The sequence below is a fragment of the Microbacterium sp. MYb72 genome, assembly GCF_002979415.1.
GTDB classification, from domain to species: Bacteria; Actinomycetota; Actinomycetes; order Actinomycetales; family Microbacteriaceae; genus Microbacterium; species Microbacterium natoriense.
Window position 1 is genome coordinate 1 of the sequence record NZ_PCOT01000029.1, and the last position, 26,958, is coordinate 26,958.

The 26,958-nt window shown below is 70.3% G+C and carries 24 protein-coding genes; 18 read left to right on the forward strand and 6 right to left on the reverse strand.

What is annotated here, in order from left to right; genetic code table 11:
- From CQ047_RS14755 to CQ047_RS14775, 5 genes are all read left to right on the forward strand, one after another.
- On the forward strand, window positions 1-748 hold a 748-nt coding region (locus tag CQ047_RS14755; protein WP_105676498.1), incomplete at its 5' end, for an ABC transporter ATP-binding protein.
- Window positions 745-1,590 (forward strand): ABC transporter ATP-binding protein, encoded by an 846-nt coding sequence (locus CQ047_RS14760; protein WP_105676499.1) that lies wholly within the window; start codon window positions 745-747, stop codon window positions 1,588-1,590. The genes CQ047_RS14755 and CQ047_RS14760, both read left to right, overlap by 4 nt.
- An 88-nt stretch (window positions 1,591-1,678) precedes the next feature.
- The gene (locus tag CQ047_RS14765; protein WP_105676500.1) at window positions 1,679-2,824 is read left to right on the forward strand and encodes an ROK family transcriptional regulator; all 1,146 of its coding nucleotides are present in this window, start codon (window positions 1,679-1,681) and stop codon (window positions 2,822-2,824) included.
- A gap of 38 nt (window positions 2,825-2,862) precedes the next feature.
- Window positions 2,863-4,119, forward strand: a complete 1,257-nt coding sequence (locus CQ047_RS14770; protein WP_105676501.1) for a 6-phospho-beta-glucosidase — start codon at window positions 2,863-2,865, stop codon at window positions 4,117-4,119.
- Complete coding sequence (locus tag CQ047_RS14775) at window positions 4,116-5,138, forward strand: N-acetylglucosamine kinase (protein ID WP_258132697.1); 1,023 nt, start codon at window positions 4,116-4,118, stop codon at window positions 5,136-5,138. The genes CQ047_RS14770 and CQ047_RS14775 overlap by 4 nt, the downstream gene beginning before the upstream one ends.
- A 59-nt stretch (window positions 5,139-5,197) precedes the next feature.
- On the opposite strand, the gene CQ047_RS14780 is transcribed toward CQ047_RS14775, so the two are convergent.
- Window positions 5,198-8,872 (reverse strand): multifunctional oxoglutarate decarboxylase/oxoglutarate dehydrogenase thiamine pyrophosphate-binding subunit/dihydrolipoyllysine-residue succinyltransferase subunit, encoded by a 3,675-nt coding sequence (locus CQ047_RS14780; RefSeq protein WP_105676504.1) that lies wholly within the window; start codon window positions 8,870-8,872, stop codon window positions 5,198-5,200.
- A 161-nt stretch (window positions 8,873-9,033) separates the two neighbouring features.
- Between CQ047_RS14780 and CQ047_RS14785 the strand changes: the two genes are divergently transcribed.
- From CQ047_RS14785 to CQ047_RS14795, 3 genes are all read left to right on the forward strand, one after another.
- Window positions 9,034-10,488 carry a GuaB1 family IMP dehydrogenase-related protein gene (locus CQ047_RS14785; protein ID WP_105676506.1) on the forward strand — a complete coding sequence of 485 codons (1,455 nt, stop codon included), beginning with the start codon at window positions 9,034-9,036 and terminating at the stop codon, window positions 10,486-10,488.
- A gap of 195 nt (window positions 10,489-10,683) precedes the next feature.
- Window positions 10,684-12,000: a hemolysin family protein gene (locus CQ047_RS14790; RefSeq protein WP_105676507.1), complete on the forward strand. Its 1,317-nt coding sequence runs from the start codon at window positions 10,684-10,686 to the stop codon at window positions 11,998-12,000.
- Complete coding sequence (locus CQ047_RS14795; protein WP_105676509.1) at window positions 11,997-13,058, forward strand: hemolysin family protein; 1,062 nt, start codon at window positions 11,997-11,999, stop codon at window positions 13,056-13,058. The genes CQ047_RS14790 and CQ047_RS14795 overlap by 4 nt, the downstream gene beginning before the upstream one ends.
- 18 nt (window positions 13,059-13,076) lie before the next feature.
- On the opposite strand, the gene CQ047_RS14800 is transcribed toward CQ047_RS14795, so the two are convergent.
- Entirely contained in the window at window positions 13,077-14,144 is a 1,068-nt protein-coding gene (locus tag CQ047_RS14800; RefSeq protein WP_105676511.1) for an NADH:flavin oxidoreductase/NADH oxidase, read from the reverse strand.
- 57 nt (window positions 14,145-14,201) lie between these two features.
- Here CQ047_RS14800 and CQ047_RS14805 point away from each other — a divergent pair, with 57 nt between their 5' ends.
- Genes CQ047_RS14805 through CQ047_RS14815 form a run of 3 tightly spaced genes read left to right on the forward strand, consistent with a single transcriptional unit; the run spans window position 14,202 to window position 16,611 of the window.
- Entirely contained in the window at window positions 14,202-15,044 is an 843-nt protein-coding gene (locus tag CQ047_RS14805; RefSeq protein ID WP_105676512.1) for an NAD(P)H-hydrate dehydratase, read from the forward strand.
- Window positions 15,041-16,279, forward strand: a complete 1,239-nt coding sequence (locus tag CQ047_RS14810) for a hypothetical protein (RefSeq protein ID WP_223586668.1) — start codon at window positions 15,041-15,043, stop codon at window positions 16,277-16,279. The genes CQ047_RS14805 and CQ047_RS14810 overlap by 4 nt, the downstream gene beginning before the upstream one ends.
- Before the next feature lie 2 nt (window positions 16,280-16,281).
- On the forward strand, window positions 16,282-16,611 hold the full coding sequence (locus CQ047_RS14815) for a thiamine-binding protein (RefSeq protein ID WP_105676514.1): 330 nt from the start codon (window positions 16,282-16,284) through the stop codon (window positions 16,609-16,611).
- 39 nt (window positions 16,612-16,650) lie between these two features.
- Here the strand turns inward: CQ047_RS14815 and CQ047_RS14820 are convergent, their stop codons facing one another.
- The gene (locus CQ047_RS14820) at window positions 16,651-17,673 is read right to left on the reverse strand and encodes a S9 family peptidase (protein WP_258132698.1); all 1,023 of its coding nucleotides are present in this window, start codon (window positions 17,671-17,673) and stop codon (window positions 16,651-16,653) included.
- Between the two features lie 29 nt (window positions 17,674-17,702).
- Here CQ047_RS14820 and CQ047_RS14825 point away from each other — a divergent pair, with 29 nt between their 5' ends.
- From CQ047_RS14825 to CQ047_RS14840, 4 genes are read left to right on the forward strand one after another with little or no spacing between them, the layout of a single operon-like run.
- Entirely contained in the window at window positions 17,703-18,293 is a 591-nt protein-coding gene (locus tag CQ047_RS14825) for a GNAT family N-acetyltransferase (RefSeq protein ID WP_105676516.1), read from the forward strand.
- A complete protein-coding gene (locus CQ047_RS14830; RefSeq protein WP_105676517.1) occupies window positions 18,290-19,078 on the forward strand; it encodes a PaaX family transcriptional regulator in 789 nt (262 codons plus the stop codon). Before CQ047_RS14825 ends, CQ047_RS14830 begins: the two co-directional genes overlap by 4 nt.
- Window positions 19,079-19,104: 26 nt before the next feature.
- Window positions 19,105-20,325 carry an MFS transporter gene (locus CQ047_RS14835; RefSeq protein ID WP_105676518.1) on the forward strand — a complete coding sequence of 407 codons (1,221 nt, stop codon included), beginning with the start codon at window positions 19,105-19,107 and terminating at the stop codon, window positions 20,323-20,325.
- Window positions 20,326-20,334: 9 nt separating this feature from the next.
- Window positions 20,335-20,937 (forward strand): NUDIX domain-containing protein, encoded by a 603-nt coding sequence (locus CQ047_RS14840; protein WP_105676519.1) that lies wholly within the window; start codon window positions 20,335-20,337, stop codon window positions 20,935-20,937.
- Here the strand turns inward: CQ047_RS14840 and CQ047_RS14845 are convergent.
- The 3 genes from CQ047_RS14845 to CQ047_RS14855 all read right to left on the reverse strand — a co-directional run bounded on the left by CQ047_RS14845 (window position 20,914) and on the right by CQ047_RS14855 (window position 24,569).
- A complete protein-coding gene (locus CQ047_RS14845) occupies window positions 20,914-22,122 on the reverse strand; it encodes a homoserine O-acetyltransferase (protein WP_105676521.1) in 1,209 nt (402 codons plus the stop codon). The genes CQ047_RS14840 and CQ047_RS14845 overlap by 24 nt on opposite strands.
- A gap of 59 nt (window positions 22,123-22,181) precedes the next feature.
- Window positions 22,182-23,111: an endonuclease/exonuclease/phosphatase family protein gene (locus tag CQ047_RS14850; RefSeq protein ID WP_105676522.1), complete on the reverse strand. Its 930-nt coding sequence runs from the start codon at window positions 23,109-23,111 to the stop codon at window positions 22,182-22,184.
- A gap of 135 nt (window positions 23,112-23,246) precedes the next feature.
- A complete protein-coding gene (locus tag CQ047_RS14855; protein WP_105676523.1) occupies window positions 23,247-24,569 on the reverse strand; it encodes a bifunctional o-acetylhomoserine/o-acetylserine sulfhydrylase in 1,323 nt (440 codons plus the stop codon).
- A 276-nt stretch (window positions 24,570-24,845) separates the two neighbouring features.
- On the opposite strand from CQ047_RS14855, the gene CQ047_RS14860 reads away from it, so the two are divergent.
- The 3 genes from CQ047_RS14860 to CQ047_RS14870 are packed head-to-tail and all read left to right on the forward strand — an operon-like array spanning window position 24,846 to window position 26,948.
- On the forward strand, window positions 24,846-25,628 hold the full coding sequence (locus tag CQ047_RS14860) for an SDR family oxidoreductase (protein WP_181155960.1): 783 nt from the start codon (window positions 24,846-24,848) through the stop codon (window positions 25,626-25,628).
- The gene (locus CQ047_RS14865; RefSeq protein WP_105676525.1) at window positions 25,628-26,338 is read left to right on the forward strand and encodes a uracil-DNA glycosylase; all 711 of its coding nucleotides are present in this window, start codon (window positions 25,628-25,630) and stop codon (window positions 26,336-26,338) included. Before CQ047_RS14860 ends, CQ047_RS14865 begins: the two co-directional genes overlap by 1 nt.
- Window positions 26,339-26,342: 4 nt before the next feature.
- Window positions 26,343-26,948 carry a GNAT family N-acetyltransferase gene (locus CQ047_RS14870; protein ID WP_105676526.1) on the forward strand — a complete coding sequence of 202 codons (606 nt, stop codon included), beginning with the start codon at window positions 26,343-26,345 and terminating at the stop codon, window positions 26,946-26,948.
- The last annotated feature ends 10 nt before the right edge of the window (window positions 26,949-26,958 follow it).

The window sequence follows — 26,958 nt, forward strand, 5'->3', positions numbered from 1 at the left end:
GATCCTGGGGCTCGCGGGGGAGTCGGGGTGCGGCAAGACCACTCTCGCGTACGGACTGAACCGGCTGCTGAAGGCTCCGGCGCTGATGACGAGCGGCGAGATCGTGTTCCACGACCGCGACGGTCGGGACATCGACATCGTGGCGCTCGACGGCGAGGGCCTCAGGGCGTTCCGGTGGGACAAGATCTCGATGGTGTTCCAGGGCGCGATGAACTCCCTGAACCCGGTGATCGACGTGCGGGCGCAGATCTTCGACATCTTCGATACGCATCGCCCGGGGATGGCGCGGCGGGACAAGCAGGCGCGCGCGGAGGAGCTGCTCACCCTGGTGGGTGTGGATCCGGCGCGTCTGACCTCCTTCCCTCACGAGCTGAGCGGCGGCATGCGGCAGCGCATGATGATCGCGATGGCTCTGGCGCTGGACCCGCAGGTGATGATCATGGACGAGCCGACGACGGCGCTGGACGTGGTCGTGCAGCGGGGCATCATCCGGGAGATCATGCGGCTGCGCGAGCGGCTGGGGTTCGCGGTGATCTTCATCACGCACGACCTGCCGATGCTGATCGAGATCAGCGATCGGATCGCGGTGATGCTGCAGGGGCAGATCGTGGAGGAGGGGACCGCGGAGGACATCTACCGGTCTCCGCAGCACGAGTACACGAAGCGGCTGCTGTCGAGCTTCCCGTCGCTGACGGGTGAGCGCGGGGACTTCGTGCGCACAGGCGCGAGCCAGGAGGGTGTCCGATGAGCGCGGAAGCGGTGGCGTCGCTGGAGGCGCGGAATCTCAGCAAGGACTTCCATCTGCGATCGGGGTTCCGCTCGACCGTCCTCCATGCGGTGAAGGACGTGTCGTTCACCGTCGAGGCCGGGCGGACCGTCGCTCTGGTGGGGGAGTCCGGATCGGGGAAGTCCACGATCGCGCGGATGCTGATGAAGCTGGAGACGCCGACGTCGGGGAGCATCCTGATCGACGGGGTCGAGACGCCCACCAGGGGACGGGCTCTGGCCGCGTACCGGTCGGACGTGCAGATGGTGTTCCAGGATCCGTTCGCGTCGTTGAACCCGTTCCACACGATCGGTCACCACCTGGAGCGGCCGATACGCCTGCACCACCCCGGTCTGTCGTCGGCGCAGGTGCGGGAGCGTGTGCTCGGGCTGCTGGATCGCGTGCGCCTGTCGCCCGCCGCGGACTACGTGGACCGGCGTCCGCACGAGCTGTCGGGCGGGCAGCGGCAGCGCGTCGCGATCGCCCGCGCCCTCGCCCCCGGCGCCCGGTTCATCGTCGCGGATGAGCCGGTGAGCATGCTGGACGTGTCGATCCGGCTCGGAGTCCTCAATCTGCTCGCGGATCTGCAGCGGGAGGAGAACCTCGGCGTGCTGTACATCACGCACGACCTCGCGACGGCCCGCCACTTCAGCGACGAGATCATGGTGCTCTACAAGGGGGATGTCGTGGAACGCGGTCCCGCGGACGACGTGATCCTGCACCCTCAGCACGAGTACACCCGCACCCTCCTCGCCGCCGCCCCCGAACCCGACAACCTCGGCCGGCTCCGCGACGAGGTCCGCGCCGAGCTCGGCATCCACTGACACCGTTCGCACGGCCCGCCACCCCGCACGAGCGGGGAGGCGGATCCGGCGACCCGAACGACCATCCCGATCAGCGAAAGGAGCATCCATGTCACAGATCGACCCGGGCACCTCGTCCTGGTTGCGCACCAGGAACGACCGCGAAGCCCTTCGCCTGTTCCTCGAGCACGGCGCGCTCACGCGCACGCGCCTCGGAGAGCTCTCGGGGATGTCGAAGCCGACGGCGACGCAGATGATCGCCCGTCTGGAGCGCGCCGACCTCGTCGCCCCGGTCGGCGAGGTCGCCGGCAGCAGAGGTCCGAGCGCCGTGAGCTGGGGCGTCCGCAACGACCGGATCAACGGAGTCGCCGTCAACATGCTCGACGACGGCATCCAGGCGGTTCTCGTCGATGCTCTCGGCACACCGCATCCGATCATCGAGCTGCCGGTCCACGACGTGGAGCGGTCGCCGGAGAGCGATGTCGGCCGGGCCATCGAGGCGGCGTGCGCGGCATCCGGTGCCGAACGGAGCACGGTCGAGGCCGTGACCGTCGGACTGCAGGCCGCCGTCAGCAGCGGCTCCGACACGCTGTCCCTGACCGACACGCTCCCCGGCTGGCCGTCGGAGGGTTCCCGAGAACGGATCGAATCGAGCCTCGGTGTGTCGGCGACCCTGGAGAACGACGTCAATCTCGCCACCATGGCCGAGCGGGCCTTCGGGGTCGCTCAGGATGCCGGCAGCTTCGCTCTCCTCTGGATCGGCGTCGGACTCGGCATCGGGGTCGACCTCGGCGGCTCCATCCATCGGGGCGCTCATGGCGGAGCCGGTGAGATCGGCTACCTGACCGTGGCCGGCAGACCGGGGGAGCCGGGTGCCGTGACCACCGCCCTGCTCGGCTCCGCGTACGTCATGAACCTCGCCGGAGCGCCGTCGACGGCACGCTATCCGCAGGGCGTCGCCGCGATCGCAGGGGACGAGCGCGCGCTGCGGGAGATCGCCGGGCGCATAGCCGTGACCATCGAGCCCGTGCTCGCTGTGCTCGATCCGCAGCTCGTCGTGCTCGGCGGTCCGACCTCGCTCGCGGGCGGGGATCGCCTCGCCGAGCTCGTCGGCGAGATCGTCCTCAGCGAGGAGCGGCCGACTCCCTCCGTCCGACTCAGCACGACCGGCGACAGCGCCGTTCTCGCCGGTGCCCGGCGTCTGCTCGTGGAGCAGATCCGCGGCCGGCTCGAAGACCGAATCCCCACACAGTGACCCGCACGGGCGCACAGAAGAAAGCACAAGGAGAGCAGATGAAACTCGCCATCGTCGGCGGTGGATCGACTTACACCCCGGAGCTGATCGACGGCTTCATCCGACTTCAGAGGGAACTTCCCATCGAGGAGCTCGTGCTCGTCGACACCGACCGCACGAGGCTCGAGCTCGTCGGAGGCATGTCACGTCGCATGCTGCTGCGAGGAGAGCACCCTGCCCGCCTCACGACGACGGACGACCTCGTCGCCGGCGTCTCCGACGCGGATGCCGTGCTGATCCAGCTGCGCGTCGGGGGGCAGGATGCCCGTGAGCAGGACGAGTCCTGGCCGCACGACGTGGACTGCATCGGTCAGGAGACCACAGGCCCCGGGGGACTCGCGAAGGCGCTGCGCACGGTTCCGATCGTGCTGCGGATCGCCGAGGTGGTCCGCGCGCACGCGAAGCCCGACGCCTGGATCGTCGACTTCACGAACCCGGTGGGCATCGTCACCCGTGCGCTGCTCCAGGCGGGGCACCGCGCCGTCGGTCTGTGCAACGTCGCCATCGGCTTCCAGCGCCGGTTCGCCTCGGAGGCCGGAGTCGCCCCCGACCGTGTCGCGCTCGCGCACGTCGGGCTGAACCACCTCACCTGGGAGCGCGGAGTGTTCGTCGACGGCGTCGACATGCTGCCGAATGCGCTCGAGACGCGTCTGGGCGAGCTCGCAGAGGACGTCGAGCTCGCACCCGCGCTGCTCTCGCAGCTCGGTGTCATCCCCTCGTACTATCTGCGCTACTACTACGCGCACGACGAGGTGCTGCACGAGCAGCTGCACGCATCCACCAGGGCGCAGGAGGTGCGCGCGATCGAGCAGGAGCTGCTGGGCATCTACGCCGACGACGCCATCGACACCAAGCCCGAGATCCTGGAGAAGCGCGGCGGCGCGTTCTACTCGGAGGCGGCGATCGAGCTGCTCATCGCGATCCGCGGTGGCACCGAGCTGCCCAGGGTCGTCAACCTCCGGAACGACGGCGTGCTGCCCTTCCTCCCCGACGACCATGTGATCGAGGTGCCGGCCAGGCACATCGACGGACGGTTCGTCGCCGAGCCGGTCGCCCCTCTTCCCGACGACATCAGCGGACTGATCAGCGCCGTCGCCGGGTACGAGCGCCTCGCCCTCGACGCCGCGGTCCACGGGGGCCGCGATCGAGTGCTCCGCGCGATGCGCGCGCACCCGCTGGTCCTGCAGCACGACAGAGCGGAGAAGCTCACCGATCTGCTGCTGGCGGCGAACTCCCGGTTCCTGGAGTGGGCGTGACCGCGGCATCCGATGTCGTCCTCGCCGTCGACGGAGGCGGCTCCAAGACGGATGTCGTGCTGCTCGACGTGTCCGGCGCCGTGATCGCCTGGGAGCGCGGCCACGGCTCGAGTCCGCAGCTCGAAGGCCTCCACGAGTCCGTGAGGATCATCGACGAGCTCGTCGTGAAGGCACTCGGCGATCGAGATCCGCGGCGGCTCGTCCATGTCGGCCTGTACCTCTCCGGGCTCGACCTGACCGATGAGATCGAGGCCTTCCGGTCGGCGATCGCCCCTCTGCCCTGGGCGGCGGGCTCGGTCATCGCCGAGAACGACCTGCACGCCCTGTTGAGGGCGGGCACCGATTCGGGCGACGCGGTCGCGGTGATCTGCGGGACGGGCATGAACGCGATCGGGGTACGCGCGGACGGCGCCGCGGTGCGGTTCCCCGCGCTGGGTCCGCTGTCCGGCGACTGGGGCGGCGGGAGCGAGCTGGGCGACGCCGTGGTGTGGCATGCGGCACGCGCCGAAGACGGACGGGGGCCAGCGACCGCGCTGCGTCCGCTGCTGCTCGACGCGATCGATGCGCCGAGCGTGAGCGCGCTGATCGAGGACGTCCACCTCGGCCGCCGGGCCGACGAGGGCTTCGCCCGACTGGCGCCGCTCATCTTCCAGGCCGCTCACGCCGGCGACGCCGTGGCCCGCTCCGTCGTGCAGCGTCAGGCGGAGGAGGTCGTCGCGTACGTGGCCGCGTGCATCGACCGGCTCGGACTCCTCGATGCCGACGTCCCCGTCGTCTTCGGCGGAGGCGTCGCGAGAGCGCGCGACCCGCTCCTGCTGGCGGGCATCACTGAGGGGCTCGCCGCGCGGGTCCCGTTCGCGAGACTGTCGATCGTCGACGCCCCGCCGGTGCTCGGAGCCGCCCTGCTCGCGCTCGGCGACGCGGGAGCGGATGCCGAAGCACTCGCGCGGGCGAGCACGGGGCTCAGCACGGACGAGCGCTTCGCCCAGCGGATGCCGGCCACGGCATCCCTCCGCTGAATCAGGAGAGATACGCGAAAGGGCGCCCCGACCGACGTCGGGGCGCCCTTTTCACATGCTCAGACGGTGAGCGCCTCGCGGATCAGCGTCGCCTGCTCGGCCGCGTGGACCTTCGACGAGCCGGTCGCGGGGGAGGCCGACGCCGCGCGGGCGACCGGGCGGAACGTGCGGTCTCCGGGGACGTCGGCGAAGGCCAGAGCCAGGAACGGCCAGGCGCCCTGGTTCTCCGGCTCCTCCTGCACCCACACCAGCTCGGCGTTCGGGTAGGAGTCGGTGATCGCCTTCAGCTCGTCGATCGGGGTCGGGTACAGCTGCTCGAGACGGACGAGCGCGACCTCCGGGTTCGGGTTCTTCTCGAGATCGGCGCGGAGGTCCCAGTGGACCTTGCCCGAGTGCACGAGCACCCGCTTGACAGCGCTGCGGTCGAGACCGCGGTCGTCGTCGATGACCGGCTCGAAGCGCCCGCTGGTGAACGCCTCGACGGGGCTGGTGGCGCCGCGCAGACGCAGCATCGCCTTCGGCGTGAACACGATCAGCGGCTTGCGCGGACGTGCGTAGGCCTGACGGCGCAGCAGGTGGAAGTGCGAGGCGGGGGTCGACGGGCGGGCCACGATCATGTTCTCCTGCGCGCACAGCTGCAGGAAGCGCTCGATGCGCGCCGACGAGTGGTCGGGTCCCTGGCCCTCGTAGCCGTGCGGGAGCAGCAGGGTCACGCTGGACTGCTGGCCCCACTTCTGCTCCGCGGCGGAGATGTACTCGTCGATGACGGACTGGGCGCCGTTGACGAAGTCGCCGAACTGCGCCTCCCACAGCACGAGCGCCTCGGGCGCCTCGACGGAGTAGCCGTACTCGAAGCCGAGGGCGGCGTACTCGCTGAGCAGCGAGTCGTAGACGAAGAAGCGACCCTGGGCGTCGGAGAGGTTCGACAGCGGCAGCCACTCCTGGCCGTTCGCGCGGTCGTGCAGGGTCGCGTGGCGCTGCACGAAAGTGCCGCGACGGGAGTCCTGACCGGCGAGACGCACCGGAGTGCCCTCCACGAGCAGGGAGCCGAAGGCGAGCAGCTCGCCGAAGCCCCAGTCGATGCCGCCGTTGCGGCTCATGTCGAGGCGCTTGTCGAGCAGCTGCTGGATCTTCGGGTGCACCGTGAAGCCCTCGGGCTTGTTCACGAAGGCATCGCCGATGAGCTGGATGACCTCCTTCGCGACGCCGGTGACCTCGGGCGCGCCGATCTGCTCGTCGACGGGCAGCAGGTCGGGGGCGATCGGGGTCGCACCGGTCTCGGCGGCGTGCGTCTCGGCGAACGCGATCTCCAGACGGTTCTGGAAGTCGGCCTTCGCCTGGTCGTACTCCTCCTCGGTGATGTCGCCGCGCCCAACGAGGGACTCGGTGTAGAGCTTGCGCACCGAGCGCTTCGCCTGGATGAGGTCTGTCATCAGCGGCTGCGTCATCGAGGGGTCGTCTCCCTCGTTGTGACCGCGGCGGCGGTAGCAGACCAGGTCGATGACGACGTCGCGGTGGAACCGCTCGCGGTACTCGAACGCCAGCTGTGCGACGTGGATGACGGCCTCGGGGTCATCGCCGTTCACGTGGAAGACCGGCGCCTGGATCGTCTTGGCGACGTCGGTGGAGTACACCGACGTGCGGCCGTCGTTCGGGGTCGTGGTGAAGCCGACCTGGTTGTTCACGACGACATGGATGGTGCCGCCCGTGCGGTAGCCGCGCAGCTGCGACATCTGCAGCGTCTCGACGACGACGCCCTGTCCGGCGAACGCGGCGTCGCCGTGCACGAGGATCGGCAGCCAGGTGAAGGTGCCGATGGGCTTGCGGTCCTGCTTCGCGCGCACGATGCCCTCGAGCACTCCGTCCACGGTCTCCAGGTGCGAGGGGTTCGCCGCGAGGTAGACGGGCAGCTGAGCGCCGTCCTCGGCGATGAAGGTGCCCTCGGTGCCGAGGTGGTACTTCACGTCGCCGGAGCCGCGCTGGTTGCCCGGGGTCTGGTGTCCCTCGAACTCCTGGAACACCTGGCCGTAGGTCTTGCCGGCGATGTTGGTGAGGACGTTCAGGCGGCCGCGGTGGGCCATGCCGATCGCCGCGCCCTCGAGCCCTGCGTTCGCGGCGCCCTGGAGGATCTCGTCGAGCAGGGGGACGAGGGACTCGCCGCCCTCGAGGGAGAAGCGCTTCTGGCCGACGAACTTGGTCTGCAGGAAGGTCTCGAACGCCTCGGCCTCGTTGAGTTTGCGGAGGACGCGGAGCTGCTCGTCGTGACCGGGCTTCTGGTACTTGACCTCCACCTTCTCCTGGAACCAGCGGCGCTGCTCCGGGTCCTGGATGTGCATGTACTCGATGCCCAGCGTGCGGCAGTACGAGTCGCGCAGCACGCCGAGGATGTCGCGCAGCTTCGCGATGCGACGTCCGCCGAATCCGCCGGTGACGAACTCGCGGTCGAGGTCCCAGAAGGTGAGGCCGTGGTTCTCGATCTCGAGGTCGGGGTGCGAGCGCTGCACGTACTCGAGGGGGTCGATGTCGGCCATCAGGTGTCCGCGGACGCGGAACGAGTTGATGAGCTCCTGCACGCGAGCCTGCTTGTCGACGCGCTCGGCGAGGTCCACCGCGATGTCGGCGTTCCAGCGGATCGGCGCGTACGGGATGCGCAGGGCGGCGAAGATGTCGTCGTAGAAGCCGCGCTGCCCGATGAGCAGCTCGTGCACCTTCTTCAGGAACTCGCCGGATCCGGCGCCCTGGATGACGCGGTGGTCGTAGGTGCTGGTGAGGGTGATCGTCTTGCCGATCGCCAGCTCGTTCAGCGTCTTGTCGCTCGCGCCCTGGAACTCGGCCGGGTACTCGAGCGCGCCGGCGCCGATGATGCAGCCCTGGCCCTTCATCAGACGCGGCACGGAGTGCACGGTGCCGATGCCGCCGGGGTTCGTGAGCGAGACCGTGGTGCCCTGGAAGTCGGCGGCGGTGAGCTTGTTGTTGCGAGCGCGGGTGACGAGGTCCTCGTACGCGACGAGGTACTCGCTGAACGTCATCGTGTCGGCGCGCTTGATGCTCGGCACCATGAGGGCGCGGGTGCCGTCGGGCTTGGGAAGGTCGATCGCGATGCCGAGGTTGACGTGCGCGGGGGCGACGACCGAGGGCTTGCCGTCGATCTCGGCGTAGAAGACGTTCTGGCTGCGGAACTCGTCGAGCGTGCGGATGAGCGCCCAGCCGATGAGGTGCGTGAAGCTGATCTTGCCGCCGCGGGTGCGAGCCATGTGGTTGTTGATGACGATGCGGTTGTCGATCATCAGCTTCGCGGGAACGGTGCGGACGCTGGTGGCGGTCGGAACCGTCAGCGACTCGTCCATGTTCGCGGCGAGGGTCTTGGGCAGACCGCGCAGCGGGGTGACCTTGTCCTCTTCGGCCGCGTCGACTGCCGCATCCTTCGCCTCGGGCTTCGGCGCCTGGGCGGGGATCGGGGCGGCTGCTGCGGGCTTGGCCGTGGTGCGTGCGACGGGCTGCGCGCCGATGACGGGGATCGGAGCCGTCACAGGGTGCGCGGGCTGAGCGGGAGCGGGAGATGCGGCTGCGGCGGTGCCGGTCGCGGCATCCGACTGGTACTTCTCCAGGATCGGCCACCACTCCTTGTCGACGGAGTCGCGGTTCACCTTGAACTGCTCGTAGAGCTCTTCGACGAGCCAGGAATTGGCTCCGAACCCCCCGTCGCCCCCGACGCCGGTCACCTGGTTCGACACGCTCGATCGCCCTCTTTCATCGCTGAATCTCAACGTGTGCTCACAAGGACGCAGGATGCGCCCGGGTCTGCACACTCTCGACCCACAAGCCTAACGTGTTTCCCCGGGGGATTCGTCGTCGCGGCACGCCAAGATGCCGATGATCTCGGTACCGTGGAGTCATGGAGTTCGCAGGCAAGCAGCCCACCGTCGATCTGACCTATTCGGACGTGTTCCTCGTGCCGCGCCGATCCGGCGTGACGAGCCGTCTGCAGGTCGATCTCGCCCCGAACGACGGCACCCCGGCGACGCTGCCGCTGGTCGCCTCGAACATGAACTCCGTGACGGGGCCGCGGCTCGCCGCCGTGCTCGCGCGACGCGGTGGGCTCGGGGTGCTTCCGCAGGACATGCCGCTGCAGGATCTGGATGCCGCGATCCGCGACGTCAAGGACCAGCCGGTGCTCTGGGACACGCCCCTCGTGCTCCCGCCGACGGCATCCGTCTCCGAGGCGCTCCGGCTGCTCCCCGCGACCGCGGGGCACGGCATCGTCGTGGCGAAGGGGACGGCCCCCTACACGGTCGAGCAGATCCTCGGCATCCTGCCCGCCGCACGCCTTGCGACCGCGCTGATGGACGCTCAGCTCGGGGATCTCGTGCACACGGGCACGCCCTCGCTCGACGCGGACGACATCGGCTCCGAGCGGCACGCGTTCGACGTGATCACCGACGCCGGTGTCGAGATGGTGACGATCGTCCGCCACGGACACCTGGTCGGCACCCTCAGCGCTCGCAGCGCGCTGCGAGCGACCCTGTACCGCCCCGCCCTCGACGCGGACGGCCGTCTCGCGGTCGCCGCGGCTGTCGGCATCAACGGCGACGTGGCGTCCAAGGCCCGTGCGCTGGCCGCCGCCGGTGTGGACGTGCTCGTCGTCGACACCGCGCACGGGCACCAGGAGGGGATGCTGCGCGCGCTGCGCGAGGTGTCGTCGCTCGACCTCGGGCTGCCGATCGTCGCCGGCAACATCGTCACCGCCGACGGCGTGCGCGACCTGGTCGACGCCGGAGCGACGATCCTGAAGGTCGGGGTCGGCCCCGGCGCGATGTGCACGACGCGCATGATGACCGCCGTCGGGCGTCCGCAGTTCTCCGCCGTGCTCGAGACCGCGGAAGCAGCGCGGTCGCTCGGCGCCCACGTCTGGGCCGACGGGGGAGTGCGCTACCCGCGCGACGTGGCGCTGGCGCTCGCCGCGGGGGCCGCGTCGGTCATGGTCGGCTCCTGGTTCGCCGGCACGATCGAGGCGCCGGGCGAGCTGCAGCGCGATGCCGACGGGCGGATCTTCAAGGAGTCCTGGGGCATGGCGTCGACCAAGGCCGTCCAGGCCCGATTCGGTCGGCTGGACGCCTATGAGCGCGCGCGCAAGGAGCTCTTCGCCGAGGGCATCTCCTCGTCGAAGATCTACCTCGACCCGCTGCGTCCGGGCGTCGAGGATCTGCTCGACATGATCACCTCCGGTGTCCGCTCCTCGTTCACCTACGCCGGTGCGTCGTCTGTGCCGGAGTTCCACGACCGCGCACTCGTGGGTCTTCAGTCGGCGGCGGGCTACGAAGAGGGCAAGGCCCTGCCCGTCAGCTGGTAGGCGCGCCGCGAGAACCCCGTCGCGCGGGGTGCTGCGCCCGAGCGGACGTCGGCGCGAGAGCCTCAGGCACGAGGGTCGTCACGGGCGCGCCTGACCCTCAGCCGGATTCTGTACAATCGTGCTCACCATGGACGACCCTCCCAGTTGCAGTACATCGCCCCACCGCCCGCCTCTCGATAGCGAGAGGAATCTCTGATGGATTACATCCTGTTGGGCGTGGGGCTCCTGCTCACAGTCGGGACCGGCCTGTTCGTCGCGAGCGAGTTTGCGCTGGTCAACCTCGACCGTGCCGAACTCGAGGCGCGTCAGGCTCGCGGCGAGACCCGGCTCTCCCTCACGATCCGTGCGCTCAGGCACACGTCGACGCACCTGTCGGCGGCGCAGCTCGGCATCACGCTGACGACGCTCCTCACCGGATACACGATGGAGCCCGCGCTGTCGAACCTCCTGCGCCCGACCTTCGTCGCGTGGAGCATCCCCGAGGCGGCGATCGCGCCGATCTCGACCGTCGTGGCGATGGTCGTGGCGACCTCGCTGTCGATGATCCTCGGCGAGCTCGTCCCCAAGAACTTCGCCCTCGCGCTGCCGCTGGCGACGGCGAAGATGGTCATCCCCTTCCAGGTGGCGTTCACGACCGTGTTCAAACCGGCCGTGGTCGTGCTCAACGGGAGCGCGAACGGCGTGCTGCGCAGCATGGGCGTCGAGCCCAAGGAGGAGCTCTCCGGCGCCAGGACCGCCGAGGAGCTCTCCTCGCTCGTCCGCCGTTCCGCCATGGCCGGCCTGCTCGAAGAGGACACCGCGACGCTGCTCGACCGCACTTTGACCTTCGCACGGCTCACCGCCGCCGACGTCATGACGGCACGACCCAGCATGCACGCGATCGCCGCGGGTGATTCGGCCGATGACGTCATCCAGCTCGCTCGGCGCACCGGGCACAGCCGCTTCCCCGTGTACGACGACGACCTCGACGACATCACCGGCGTGGTCCATCTGAAGGCCGCCATCTCGGTGCCGCGCGACCGTCGCTCCGAGGTGCCGGTGGGCGCGCTCGCCACCGAGCCGCTGCGCGTGCCGGAGACGGTGCACATCGACGGACTCATCTCCGAGCTGCGGGCCCGCGGCTATCAGCTCGCCGTCGTCGTCGACGAGTACGGCGGCACCGCGGGTCTGGTCACCCTCGAGGACCTCATCGAGGAGATCGTCGGCGAGGTGTCCGACGAGCACGACCGCACCCGCGCGGGCGTCATCGTCGGTCGCGACGGCGTGACCTTCCCCGGCGAGCTGCGACCGGACGAGCTGCGCAGCCGTGCGGGCGTCGAGGTGCCCGAGGGCGATGTCTACGACACCGTCGCCGGCTACGTCATGAGCGTCCTCGAGCGCGTGCCCGCGGTGGGCGACGAGGTGCCTCTCGAATCGGGTGTGCTCCAGGTCGTGCGCATGGACGGCCGACGGGTCGACCGCATCCGCTACGTCCCGAGATCAGAGGACGCGGATGAGGAGGTGACCCGATGAGCGATTGGGCGGGAATCGTCTGGCTCGTGGTGCTGCTCATCGGCAACGCCTTCTTCGTCGGCGCCGAGTTCGCCGTCATCTCGGCTCGTCGTTCGCAGATCGAGCCGCGCGCGGAGCAGGGCTCCCGCTCGGCCAAGACGGCGCTGTACGCGATGGAGCACGCGACGCTCATGCTCGCGACCTCGCAGCTGGGCATCACGATCTGCTCGCTGCTGATCCTGAACGTCTCCGAGCCGGCGATCCACCATCTGCTCGCCGCTCCGCTGCATGCGTTCGGGTGGACGGATGCCGTCGTCGACGCCGTGTCCTTCACGATCACGCTGCTGATCGTGTCGTTCCTGCACGTGGTGTTCGGCGAGATGGTGCCGAAGAACCTCGCGTTCTCGCTGCCGGACCGCGCCGTGCTGCTGCTCGCCCCGCCGCTGGTCTGGGTGTCGAAGGTCTTCATGCCGGTCATCTGGGTGCTCAACGCCGCCGCGAACGGCGTGCTGCGGCTGTTCCGCGTGGAGCCGAAGAACGAAGCAGCGTCGACGTTCACCCTGGGCGAGGTGGCGACGATCGTCGACCAGTCCCGCCGCGAGGGCGTGCTGGCCGACTCGGCGGGCACCGTGGCGGCCGCCGTCGAGTTCACCGACAAGAAGGCGCGCGACGTCGCCGTGCCGCTGAGCGATCTGGTGACGCTGCCGCAGTCGACGACGCCCGACGACATCGAGAAGGCGGTCGCCCGCTACGGGTTCTCCCGCTACGTGATCGTCGACGCCGAGGACACCCCGATCGGGTACGTCCACCTCAAGGACATCCTGCGCGCCTCCGAGGGGCCGAACGCCGAGGTGAGGATGGCCGAGCCGCTGCCGGCGAAGCGCATCCACCACATGGTGCCGGTGCAGGAGGACACGGACCTCGAGGATGCGCTCGCCGTGATGCGCCGCGCCGGACGCCACCTGGCGAAGGTGCGGAACGCGGAGGGCGAGACCACCGCCGTGCTGTTCCTCGAGGACATCCTCGAGGAGCTCGTCGGCGAGGTCCAGGACGCGACCAGGAGGGTGCGCGGTCACTGACCGCGCGCCCTCCGGGGCTCAGCGCCAGCGGGCGCGCTCGTACTGGGGAGGCCAGGTCGTCTGCGCGTCGAGCTCGTGCGCGGCGCGGAGCCCGAAGTGCGGATCGCGCAGCCACTCCCGGCCGGCGAAGATCGCATCGGCCGCACCGTCGACGAGCACCTGCTCCGCCTGCTCGGCCGCGGTGATCAGTCCGACCGCCGAGACGGGGACCCTCCCGCCTCGGCGCACGGTCTCGGCCAGCGCGACCTGGTAGCCGGGGAAGACGTCGATCCGCTGATGAGCGACGAGCCCGCCGCTGGACACGTCGATGAGGTCGGCGCCGTGCTCGGAGGACCACGTGCCGACAGTCGTCGCCTCCTCGGCTGTGAAGCCTCCGTCGGCGTGGTCGGTCGCCGAGATCCGCACGAACACGGGCACGTCGGCCCCCGCCTCGGCGCGGACGGCGTCGATGACACGGAGCAGCAGCCTCGCCCGGTTCTCCAGCGAGCCACCGTACTCGTCCTCCCGGAGGTTCGACAGGGGGGAGAGGAACTGGTGCAGCAGGTAGCCGTGCGCGCCGTGGATCTCGAGCACGTCGAACCCGGCGTCGAGCGCGCGACGAGCGGATGCCGCGAAGGCCTCGACCACCGCGTCGATCCCGGCGCCATCCAGAGCGCGGGGCTCGGCGAAGCCGTCGAAGGCCACGGCGGAGGGCGCGAGAGTGGTCCAGCCACCCTCTGCGGCGGGCACCGAACCGCGCTCCGCCGCCCACGGCCACCACGTCGACGCCTTGCGCCCGGCGTGGGCGAGCTGGATTCCGGCGGCGGCGCCGCGGTCGTGGATCGCCTGCACGATCGGCGCCCACGCATCGCGCTGCTCGTCGTTCCACAGGCCGGCGTCGCGCGGCGAGATCCGCCCCTCGGGGACGACCGACGTCGCCTCGGCGATGATGAGCCCGGCCCCGCCGGACGCGAACTGGGCGAGGTGCGTGTGGTGCCACTCCTGCACGACGCCGTCGACCGCGCTGTACATGCACATGGGTGAGACCCAGAGCCGGTTGCGGAGGGTGACGGATCGGACGCTCAGGGGAGAGAAGAGGATGCTCACTCCTCCGACGCTAGCCGCTGCGGGAGGTACCGAGGGTCGTCGCACTAACGTGGAGTCATGGTCGATGTCCGAGAGTGGTCGCGGAGCGATACCGCGCGCTTCCTGAGAGCGCCCTCGGACGCCGTTGACAAGTATTCGCGCGGCGTCGTCGCCCTGCGCACAGGGTCGGACGCCTACCCGGGCGCGGCCGTGCTGGGCGTCGAGGCTGCGTGGCGGGCGGGGGCCGGCTTCGTGCGGTACGTCGGGCCGGGCCGGGCAGCGGATGCCGTGCTCGCGCGCCGCCCTGAGACGGTGATCGCCCAGGATGCCGGTCGTTCGCGCGTGGGCGCGTGGGTGATCGGGTCCGGCACCGATGCCGCTCTGCGTACCGAGGAGGAGACGACCGCGCTGCGGGAGGTCCTCGCGGACGCCGCGCCCGTCGTGGTCGACGCGGGTGCTCTCGATCTCGCTCTCGGCGCGGCGGCGCCGTTCGTGGTCACCCCGCACGCGGGGGAGTTCGCGCGTCTTCGGGAGAGTCTGCGGCTGCGCCCTGCAGATCAGAGCCCTGAATCGGCGGTCGCCGAGGTCGCTGCAGCGCTCGGCGGCACCGTGCTGCTCAAAGGCGCCCGCACGCTCGTCGCCGATCGCGACGGGGTCGTCCTGAGCGTCCGAGAGAGCACCGGCTGGCTCGCCACGGCGGGCACCGGCGACGTCCTCGCGGGGGTCATCGGCGCACTGCTCGCGGCGTGCCCTGAGGCTCCGATCGCGGAGATCGCCGCCGCCGGCGCCTGGCTTCACGGCCGCGCGGGCAGGCTCGCCGCGGGAGTCATCGGCACGGAGGCGACCGGTCAGGGGCATCCGATCGTCGCCCTGGACGTCGCCGCCGCGCTTCCCCGTGCGATCGGGGACCTGCTCTCGTGAATCGCTCCGGCGACGTCCGACTGGTCGGGCTCTGGACGGCCTTCCTGCTCGTGCACCTGTTCACGGTCGTCGTGGGCTGGGTGTACCCGAGCCAGCCCATGGGCGACGTGGTGCTCGTGTACGAGCCGTGGGCGGCATCCGCCCTGTCGGGTGGACCGATCGTGGGTGTCACGGAGACCTGGGTGTATCCGCAGCTCGCCCTCCTGCCCATGCTGCTGGCCAAGGCGATGTCGCTGCCGCTCATCCCGGCTCTCGGCGCATCGAGCGCCTATCTCCTCGCGTGGGCGGCGATGGTGACGGCCCTCGACGCGATCGCCTTCGGCGTGCTGCTCGGGCGCTCTCCGGCACGACCGCGACGTGTCGCCGCATGGTTCTGGATCGTGGCCCTGCTCCTTCTCGGCCCCATCGCGCTGTACCGCATCGATGCCGTGACCGTGCCGCTCGTGGTGATCGCCGGGCTCTGGCTCACCCGTCGCCCCGCGCTCGCCGCCGCGCTGCTCACGGTCGGCGCGTGGATCAAGATCTGGCCGGGAGCCCTGCTGCTCGCGGCCGTCGTGGCGTTCAAGGCGCGGGTGCGAATGCTCCTCGCCGCCGCATCCGTCACCGCCGCGGTGATCGTCGCGCTGTACCTGCTGGGGGCCCGGCAGGAGATCCTCGGGTTCCTCTCCGAGCAGACCGGCCGCGGCCTGCAGATCGAGGCGGTGGCGGCGACGCCGTTCCTCTGGCTCGCCGTCGCCGGTTCGGCGCGCATCGAGTACAGCTACGACATCCTCACCTTCCAGATCTCGGCGCAGGGGGCGGATGCTGTCGGCGCCGCGCTCACCCCGCTGATGGCGCTCGTCGTCCTCGTCATCGCCGTGATCGGCGCCGTCAAGGCCATACGCGGGGCGGATTTCTCCCGGCTGTTCCCGCCGCTCGCGCTGTCGCTGGCGACGACGCTCATCGTGATGAACAAGGTGGGGTCTCCGCAGTTCCAGACCTGGCTGCTCGCGCCGGTCATCCTCTGGCTCGTGCTCGATCGCGTCAGAGCGAAGGCACCCGCAGGGGTCGTGCTGGCTCTCGCGCTGCTGACCTGCCTCGTGTATCCGCTGAACTACGACGCCCTGCTGCGCGCAGAGCTGCTGCCCGTCATCGTGCTGTCGCTGCGCAATGTCCTCCTCGTCGTCCTCTTCATCCTCGGCATCCGCGCGCTGCTGCGGGTGCCAGCCCGCCCCACATCGAACACCAGGGAGTGAACATGCTCATCGCCTTCTCCGTCGCCCCGAGCGGCACACCGTCCGGAGGATCCGAACGCGACGACGCGTCGGTGCACGACGCGGTCGCCGCCGCCGTCCGCGTCGTCCGCGAGTCGGGACTCCCGCACCGCACCACGAGCATGTTCACCGAGATCGAGGGCCCGGACTGGGACTCCGTGATGGATGTCGTGAAGCGCGCCACCGAGGCGGTGATGCCGTTCGGCTCCCGCGTCTCGCTCGTGCTGAAGGCGGACATCCGCCCCGGCTACTCCGGCGAGCTCGACGCCAAGATCGAGCGCCTGGAGGCGGCGATCGACGAGTCCGCCGAATAGCGCCGCGCCAGACGAACTGCCCCGAAGGGTCTCGGAGTCTCAGTCGATGGCGCGGAGAGAGCCCGTGTAGGCGTCGATCACGCCCGGAGCGAGGAGAGCTCTCGGCCACACCGTGCCGATCAGTGTTCCGACGAACGCGTTGTCTTCGACGACCGGACGCGCCAGGGAGTGCGCCGAGTCGACCCGACGCACGCTCAGCGCCGAGCCGAAGACGTCGCGGTAGACGCGCTCGGTCTCATCGACGTCGACGTTGCGGTCGTGCTCGCCGATGAGGAGGAGGACCGGGATCTCCCGCACCGCGGAGGCGCGGAGGTCCGCGGTGGCGTCGGCGTGCATGTTGCGGGCGACGAACGCCCATCGCTCGGCGGTCATCGGCGGATCGTCGGTGGTGATCTCGCGATACTCCTCGTACGAGGCGCCGCGGTCGAGGAGCCCGCGCACGGCGTCGCTCTCGGCGATGGCCTGCGCGCGGGCGGCTTCGGTCGCGTTCTCGTGGTCGAGGTCGGCGAGGAGATTGAATCGACCCTGCGTGAGCCAGTTGATCGCCGTCCCCGCCGCGACCACGCCGTCGATGTCGTCGCGCTCGGCGACGACCTTCGGCATGACCCACCCCGCCTGGCTGGCTCCCCACAGGACGATCCGCTCGGTCGGGATGCCGGTCTGTCCCAGGGCCCAGTCGATGGCGACGCTCACCTCGGCGGCGCGATCGTCCATCGACTGGTCCAGCCAGTCGCCGGTCGATCCGCCGACTCCCGGCTTGCTCCAGGAGAGCGTTGCGAATCCCGCGTCGGCCGCGCCCTCGAACCAGGGGGAGTACAGGCCGTCCTGCGTCGCATCCACGGCGCTGTCGCCGTGCACCATGACGACGAGGCCTCGGGGCGAGTCGGTGCGCGGCATGGTGAGCACGCCGTCGAGTCGACCGTCGGGGGTCGGGATCTGCACCGCGGTCTGGGTGAAACGGTAGTCGTTTCCGAGGAGCACCACGCCCGCGGCGGCGAGCACCACGGCGAGGACGATGCCGGCGATGATGACGGGCTTTCGCCAAGGGTTTGAATTGCGCACGAACGTAGCCTATCTGATAGAAATGAACCATGAACGCTGTGCAGATCGACCTCGGATTCGACGAGTCCGAGCGGGAGGGCATCGGCGCGCTGTACTGGGAGGCGTTCCGGAGGAAGCTGCGTCCCGCCTTCGGCGACGATGCCGTGGGGCTCCGCGTGATCCGTGCGGCGATGCGCTCGGATCGGATGCTCGTCGCGCGATCCGAGGGAGGCGTCGTCGGCGTGTGCGGCTTCCACGCGGATGGCACCGGCGCCGTGGAGCTGAGCATGAAGTCCCTGCGCAGCCACCTCTCGATCGGGGGAGCGCTGCGCGCGGCACTCGTCCTCAGCGTGCTCGCTCGCGAAGAGCATCCCGGCTCGCTCGTGCTCGACGGGATCTGCGTCGACGCCGACCAGCGCGGTGCAGGCATCGGCACCTCGCTTCTCGATGTCGCAGAGCGTCTTGCCCGGAACAGGGGTGCGACGTCCGTGCGGTTGTCGGTGGTCGACAGCAACCCCCGCGCCCGCGCGCTGTACATGCGTCGCGGCTTCGTGCCGATCGAGTCGGGCGCTCTGGGTCTCCTGGGGTTCGTGTACGGTTTCGATCGATACACGGTGCTGACCAAGGAGCTGTCTTCATGACCGACCAGATCTCGCCGCGCACCCTGATCGAAGCGCACCTGCCGTTCGCCGGCGAGGTCGACCTCGCTCTGATCTACGCCACCGCGAACGAACTGGGGATCGAGGACCAGCCCGTGAGGCTGGCGCTCAGGCGCCTCATCTCCGCCGGTGAGCTCGAGCAGCGCGGTCGCGGACGTGCGGGAGTCGTCGAGCTCACGGAGTCCGGACGAGCACGGCTGGACATCGACCGGATCGCGGTCCGGCTGGCCTTCGCCCAGGACGCGGGGCAGGCGCCCTGGGACGGATTCTGGCGGCTCCTCGGCATCAGCGCACCGGAGTCGCACCGTGCGATCCGCGACGCGTTCCGCAGAGACATCGTGAGTCTCGGGGCCGCTCCCTTCTCGACGGGCCTGTACGTGACGCCGCACGACCTGACCGCGTTCCTTCCGGCCGGCGCCGGTCCGTATCTCGTGACAGCCGCATCCGGCGACCTCACGATGAGGGGGGTCACGGATCCGCAGGAGATCGTGGAGTCGCTGTGGCCGGCGCAGCCCACCCTCGCTGCGTACGCGGAGCTCGATCGCGCGCTCGTGGCCCTGCCTGCGGGGTTGTCGCCGGTCGCCCGCCAGCTCCGCCTGGCCGATGCGTTGGAGCTCGCGCTCCGAGACGACCCGCTGATCCCGAGCGAGCTGCGTCCCGATCCGTGGAGACCCGCAGGGACGAGGCGCCGCTGGCTGGATCTCTGGGACGCCGCTCGCGGCCACGACGGCGCGGAGCTGATCTACCGCGGCTGGCTGCCCGAGTGATCGCGCGCGACCGGTAGTCTTTACGGGTGAATCCCTCGACTGACACGAGGGGTGCGGCGAAGAGGGCGCTCCTCTCTCTCGCTATCGGCAGTTTCGGCATCGGCATGACCGAGTTCGTCGTGATGGGCCTGCTCCCTGACATCGCCGGCGACCTTCTGCCGACCCTGTGGGCGTCGAGCCCGGAGGACGCGCTGAGCCAGGCCGGCTGGCTGATCTCCCTCTACGCGCTCGGTGTGGTGGTGGGTGCGCCGACGATCGCCGGGTTCGTGGCCCGCTTCCCTCGGCACCGTGTCATGATCGGCCTCGCCCTGGCCCTCACCGTCTTCAACGCCCTCACCGTGGTGCTGCCGACGTTCGAGCTCGTCGGGGCCTCGCGCTTCCTCGCCGGCCTCCCGCACGGAGCCTATTTCGGCATCGGCGCTCTCGTGGCGGCCGACGTCATGGGCCCGGGCAACAGGGCCAAGGGCGTCGCCTTCATCCTGACCGGCCTCACGGTCGCGAACGTCGTGGGCGTGCCGCTCGGGACCTTCCTCGGCCAGCAGTGGGGCTGGCGCGCCGCGTTCGGCGTGGTCGCCCTGGTCTTCGCCCTCGCGACGCTGTGCATCTCGTTCTTCGTGCCGGAGCACCCGGGCGAGCCGGGGCGCACGATGCGCTCCGAGCTGCGGGTGTTCCGCATCCCGCAGGTGTGGTTCGCCCTCGGCGTCGGCGCCATCGGCTTCGGCGGATTCTTCGCGGTCTACAGCTACATCGCCCCTCTCGTCACGGAGGTCGCCGGTTCGCCGGAGTGGGTCGTGCCCATCGTGCTCGTCCTGATGGGGCTCGGCATGACCGGAGGCAACATCGTCGGGGGTCACCTCGCCGACATCGATCTCCGGCGCACCCTGCTGTTCGGCCTCGCGATCATGGCGGCCGTGTTCGCGCTGCTCGCCGCGCTCTCGTTCTGGATCGTGTCTCTCGCCGTGCTCGTCTTCGTCGTCGGATTCGTGTCCTCGGTCCTCGCTCCGACGATCCAGACCCGCCTGATGGACGTGGCCGAAGACAACCAGTCGATCGCCGCGGCGCTCAACCACTCGGCGCTCAACATCGGCAACAGCATGGGGGCGTTCCTCGGCGGCCTCGTGATCGCCGCGGGCTGGGGCTTCACCGCGCCGTCGTGGACCGGCGCGGCGCTCGCGGTGGCCGGACTGCTGATCGCCCTGCTCTCCTTCCGCGTGGAGTCGCGGAAGACGGCGATCGTCCGGTCGTAGAGTGTGGGGGTGGACGCCCCCGAAGACCTTCCCGTCGCCGGAACCGTCGTGCTGCTGCGCGACACCGATGCCGGTCCGGAGACGCTGCTCATGCGCCGCCCTGACCGCGGCTCGTTCGCCGGTGCGTGGGTGTTCCCCGGTGGAGCGGTCGAGGCATCCGATCGGGCACCCGGCGGGACGGAGCAGGAGGACGCGCGCAGGGCGGCCGCCCGCGAGGCGTTCGAGGAGGTCGGGGTCGTCATCGACGATCTGACGGTGCTGTCGTGCTGGACACCGCCCGCCGAGGCCCCGAAGCGCTTCCGCACCTGGTTCTTCCTCGCCACATCCCTCGACGACGAGGTGCGGCCCTCTGCCGCCGAGGTCGCAGACGTGGCCTGGGTGCGACCTGCGGACGCGCTCGCGCGGCACGGCGCGGGGGAGTGGTCGCTGTTCCCTCCGACGTGGATGACGCTCCACGGTCTGCTCGGGTTCGCACGAGCCGCGGACGCGATCACGACCGCGGAGGTCGCGTTCTACCGCACCCGCATCGACGGCTCGGCGTTCCGGTGGGACGGGCTCGCCCTCGAGACCAGGACGCTGCCCTGGACCCTAGCTGCCGAGCAGCCGTCGTAGGTGGCGGCCGACGGCATCTGTCTCGATGAGGAAGCCGTCGTGGCCGAAGTCGCTGGTGAGCACGACGGCGTCGTTTCCGTCGAGCGTGTTCGGGATGCTGCGGGCGATGCGGTGCTGCCCGTCGACGGGGAACAGCCGGTCGCTGTCGATCCCGAGGACGAGCGTCGTCGCGGTGACCGTGCGGAGCGCCTCCTCGACGCCGCCGCGGTCGCGACCGACGTCGTGCGAGTTCATGGCCTCGACGAGAGTGATGTAGCTGTTCGCGTCGAAGCGCCGCGTGAACTTGTTGCCGTGGAAGTCGAGGTACGACTCCACGGCGAAGCGTCCGCCGTGGCCGAGCGGCGACACGTCGGACTGCCACGAGCGCTGGAAACGCTGGTTGAGCTCGATCGGGCTGCGGTAGTTCAGCAGAGCCATGCGACGAGCGAGGGCGAGCCCCCTGTGCGGGCCGTCGCCGTCTGCGAGGTCGTAGTACTCACCGCCCTGGAACCGCGGATCCATCCGCACGGTCTCGAGCTGGACCGTGTTCAGGGCGATCTGGTCGGCCGTGGTGACCGGAGGAGAGGAGAGCACGGCGAGGCGATCGACGCGCTCGGGGTGGGAGATCGCCCATTCGAGCGCGTGCATGCCGCCCATCGAGCCGCCGATGACCGCGGCCCAGGTGTCGATGCCGAACGCGTCGGCGAGGCGCACCTGCGCCGCCACCTGGTCGCGGATCGTCAGGTACGGGAACCGCGAGGCCCACTCGTAGCCGTCGGGGGCGATGCTCGCCGGGCCCGTCGAGCCCTGGCATCCTCCGAGCATGTTGGGCGCGATCACGAACCACTCGTCGGTGTCGAGGGGGGCGCCGGGACCGACGATGTCCTCCCACCAGCCGGCGGTCGGATGCCCTGCCCCCGCGTCGCCGCGGAGGTGGCTGTCTCCGGTGAGGGCGTGCAGCACGAGGATCGCGTTGCTGCGCGCGGCGTTCAGCTCGCCCCAGGTCTCGAAGGCGAGTCGGATGCCGGGCAGCTCCACGCCGCTCTCCGTGCCGAACGCGCCGAAGGACGCGAACCTGCGTCCGCCGATCGTGTCGCCGTCGCGCCAGGCCCCGGTCGCCGGGGGGCGTGCGCGCAGAAGGCGGACGTCGGCCTCCGTCACCGGCGCCGACGGCACCGTGTCCTCAGAGGTCGTCTGCCAGTCCATGGTTCCATTCTCGCCCGGGCGGCGGGCCCCGCGGCGAAGGTTACGCGGAAGAGTCGCGGCTATCGGCCGAGAACGGTCTTCGTGGCGAGGTGATCGCTGTTGCCCGCCGGGAGTGTCGTGGACGAGATCGTGCTCAGCCCCCGGGTGAAGACCTGATCGATGCGGGTGAGGGGGAAGGCGGCGGGCCAGGTCAGCCCCAGGCTCGCATCGGTGGGGCGCACCCAGTCCAGCTCTCCGCGCAGGGGGTTCAGCGCGGGATCCGTCGACGCCGCGTTGAAGTCGCCGACGACGATGAGGGATTCCGCAGGGTCGGCGGCGACGGTCGCCGCCAGCCCCGACAGCATGGTGTCGCGGGCGTCCTGATGCCCGGGTCGCACGGACGCCGCGTGCAGCACGTAGACCTCGGTGGCGGCATCCGGAGCCTCGACCGTGACCCTGATCGCCCGCTTCCATCCGAGGCCGAGGGTGAGGGGCTCGGCATCCGCGAGCGGATACCTGCTCCAGATCCCCACGGTGCCCACCGCGTAGGAGTGCGGATAGCGTTCGGCGAGCGCGCCTTCGGCGACGGCGAGGCTGTCGCCGTCGAGCTCGACCAGCGCGATCACGTCGGCGCCGGTGTCGGCGAGCTCGTCGGCGGATGCCGCGGCGCCGCCGGAGTGCGCCCGGACGTTCTGGCTCACGATCGTGAGGGCGGGAGTGCCGGCGGCCCCGAAGGAGGGAAGGGCGGGCGCCATCGCCATCGCCCAGACGACGACGGGGACGAGCAGGACGAGGAGCACGCGGCGGGCGAGCAGCAGCGCCAGCACCGCCACGACGAGCAGCGCCGCGCCGAGCCACGGCAGCGCTGCGGCTCCGGCCGTGCCGATCGGCCCGGGAATCCATGTGCACACGACGGCGACGAGCAGGAGGAAGCAGGCGACGGCGAGGGTCCGCGCGGCCCGCGTCCGGGGTCTCCGGACCACGGCGGTCCGGGTGTCGGCGTCGATCATGTGCTCCTCACGGCAGGGCGGGGTCTTCCATTCTCGTGGGCCCCGCCTGTGCGCCTGCCGAGCAGAGGTCGGCGCGGCCGCACGCAGAGATGCCCCGAGCCGAAACCCGGGGCATCTCTGCGTCTGTGGAGTCGATCAGGCGCGTGCAGCCTCCGACACGCGGCGAGCCGCGGCGAGGGCCTGGTCGAGATCGGCCTTCAGATCGTCGATGTTCTCGATGCCGACCGACAGGCGCACAAGACCCGGCGTGACGCCAGCGGTGAGCTGCTGCTCGGGGGTGAGCTGCGCGTGCGTGGTCGATGCGGGGTGGATGACGAGCGAGCGCACGTCGCCGATGTTGGCGAGGTGGCTGAACAGGGACAGGCTGTTCACGAACTCGCGACCGGCCTCCACGCCGCCCTTCAGCTCGAAGGAGAGCACGGCGCCGACGCCCTTGGGGGCGTACTCGTTCGCCTTGGCGTACCAGGGCGACGACGGCAGCCCAGAGTAGTTGACGGTCGCGACGTCATCGCGGTTGTCGAGCCACTCGGCGATCTCCTGTGCGTTCTGCACGTGGCGCTCGATGCGCAGCGACAGCGTCTCGACGCCCTGGATGAGGTTCCAGGCGCTCTGCGGGGCGATGGCCGAGCCGAGGTCACGGAGCAGCTGCACGCGGGCCTTGATGATGTAGGCGAGGGCGTCGCCGACCGCGGCCGTGTAGCTTGCGCCGTGGTACGAGGGGTCGGGAACCGTGAGGCCGGGGAACTTCTCGACGTTCTTCGACCACTCGAACTTGCCGCCGTCGACGATGACGCCGCCGATGGTGGTGCCGTGGCCGCCGAGGAACTTCGTCACCGAGTGGATGACGATGTCCGCACCGTGCTCGAACGGGCGGATCAGGTACGGCGTGGCGATCGTGTTGTCGACGATGAGCGGCACTCCGCTCTCGTGCGCGATGTCGGCGACGGCGCGGATGTCGAGGATGTTGATCTGCGGGTTGCCGATCGTCTCCGCGAAGAACAGCTTGGTGTTCGGGCGGACGGCGCGACGCCACTCCTCGGGGTCGTCCTGGTTCTCGACGAAGGTGACCTCGATGCCGAGCTTGGCGAGCGTGTACTTGAAGAGGTTGTAGGTGCCGCCGTAGATCGAGCTGGAGGCGACGAAGTGGTCGCCGGCCTCGGCGATGTTCAGGATGGCGAAGGTCGACGCCGCCTGGCCGCTGGAGAGCACGAGGGCGCCGGTGCCCCCTTCGAGGGCCGCGAGGCGCTGCTCCAGGACGTCTTGGGTCGGGTTCTGGATGCGGGTGTAGATGTTGCCGAACTCGGCCAGGGCGAAGAGGTTGGCTGCGTGGTCCGCGCTGTCGAACACGTAGGACGTGGTCTGGTAGATCGGCGTGGCCCGGGCCTTGGTGACGGGGTCGGGTGCGGCGCCGGAGTGGATCTGCTTGGTCTCGAAACGCCAGGTCTCGGGTGCGGACATGTGTTCCCCCTGGAACTGTTGAAGAGGTCTGTGGCGAATGCCGTTGTTGAGACAGTACGGAATATCGGCCGTTGTCAACAAGGACGGGGAAATGTGACGTAACACCTCGGAGGCATCCTCGGATGCTGGCCGCATCCATCATCGGAGTGCCGCAGATCGGCGCGGCCGTGGAAGAGGGCAGGGGAGCGGCTCCCGCTCCCGACGCGCAGTGACGGCAGGGAGACACGGTCTGAGGGTCCTGCCGCGCGATCCGCGCGTCCCGGATACGGTGGAGGCATGACAGGCAGACGTGCAGTGGTGACGGGTGCGAGTTCGGGGATCGGCGAGGCGACGGTGCGTGTGCTCCGCGCCCGGGGCTGGGACGTCGTCGGCGTGGCGCGACGCGCTGACCGGCTGGCGGCGCTCGCCGCGGAGACCGGTGCGCAGGTGATCCCGTGCGACCTCACCGATGCGGATGCCGTGGCCGCGCTCGTCGCGGATGTCGAGGCGAGCGGCCCCGTGCACGCTCTCGTGCAGGTCGCGGGCGGCGCCAGGGGCACCGACCGCATCGAGGACGCCTCGACCGAGGACTGGCAGTGGATGTACGACGCGAACGTGCTGTCCACGCAGCGCCTGGTCAAGGGCCTGCTGCCGCTCCTACGGCGAGCCGCCGCGGTCGACGGGCACGCCGACACGGTGTTCGTCACGTCGACGGCGGCGCAGCTCGCCTACGCCGGCGGAGGCGGCTACAACGCCGCGAAGGCAGCGGAGGCGATGCTGGTGCACGCGCTGCGCCTGGAGCTGAACGGCGAGCCGATCCGTGTGTCCGAGGTGGCGCCGGGCATGGTGCAGACCGAGGAGTTCGCGCTGAACCGTCTCGGCGGTGACGCCGTCGCCGCGGAGGCCGTCTACTCCGGAGTCGTCTCGCCGCTCGCCGCGAGCGACGTCGCCGACGTGATCGCCTACGCGCTCGATGCTCCCGGGCACGTCAACCTCGACCTCATCACGATGCGCCCCGTGGCCCAGTCTGCGAACCACCTGCTCGCGCGCGGCCCGCTGCGCGTGCGCACGGACGACTGATGCCGGGGCGGACCCTCGCGCAGCTCGCGGCCGACGGCGAGATCGATCCCGGCTGGGCCGAGGCGCTGTCGCCCGCGCAGGACGTGATCACGGAGCTGGGGGAGCGGCTGCGCGCGGAGCAGGCCGCCGGCCACGGATATCTCCCCGCGGGGGCGAACGTGCTGCGCGCCTTCCGCCGCCCGCTCAGCGAGGTGCGCGTGCTCATCACGGGTCAGGACCCCTACCCGACCCCCGGGCATCCCATCGGGCTCTCCTTCGCGGTCGACCGGGACGTCCGTCCGCTGCCCAGGAGCCTCGGCAACATCTACAAGGAGCGCGAGAGCGACCTCGGCATCCCCCCGGCCCCGCACGGCGACCTCACGGCCTGGAGCGATCAGGGCGTGCTGCTGCTGAACAGGGTGCTCACCGTGCGACCGGGCCTCGCCGCATCCCATCGGGGCTGGGGCTGGGAGAAGGTCACAGAGCTCGCCATCCGCGCTCTCGTCGCCAGGGACCGCCCGCTCGTCGCGATTCTCTGGGGACGGGACGCCGCGAACCTGCAGCCGCTCCTCGGCAGCACGCCGGTGATCGCGTCGGCGCACCCGTCTCCGCTGTCGGCGAGCCGGGGCTTCTTCGGCTCCCGTCCGTTCTCCCGCGCGAACGCCCTGCTGGAGGAGCAGGGCGCGGATGCCGTCGACTGGCGCGTCGACGGAGAGCAGCCTCTAGGCTGAGCGCATGCAGTTCGAACCGGGTGACCGCCGACGTGTTCTGCCGCGCCACCTGCGTCCGACTCCCGCCCCCGAGGTGTTCTCGTACTCGATCCGCCCCGCACGCGCCTCCGATCTCCCGCACGTCAGGGAGATCTACAACCACTTCGTGAGCAACTCGGTCGTCACCCTCGACGAGCGGCGCAGCTCCATCCCGTACTGGCGCGAGAAGTTCGCCATGCTGACGAGGCTCGGGCTGCCGTTCCTCGTCGCGGTGTCGCCGTCGGGTGTGGTCCTCGGGTACGCCCTCGCTCAGCCGTGGGCGGGCAAGAACGCCTACCGCTACACCGTCGAGGACTCGATCTACCTCGGCCCCGGGGCGGGCGGCAAAGGACTCGGCGGTGTGCTCCTGCAGGCGCTGATCGACGCCTGCCAGCAGCTCGGCATCCGTGAGATGGTCGCCGTGATCAGCGACAGCAAGGCGGAGGCGTCGATCAGGCTGCACGCGAAGCTCGGCTTCGTCGAAGCCGGACGGATGGGACGGGTCGGCCACAAGTTCGGGCGCGATCTGGGCACGGTGTACATGAAGAAGGCGCTCACGCCGACGGGGCGGCGGCGTCTGTTCGGACGCTGAGCGGCGCAGC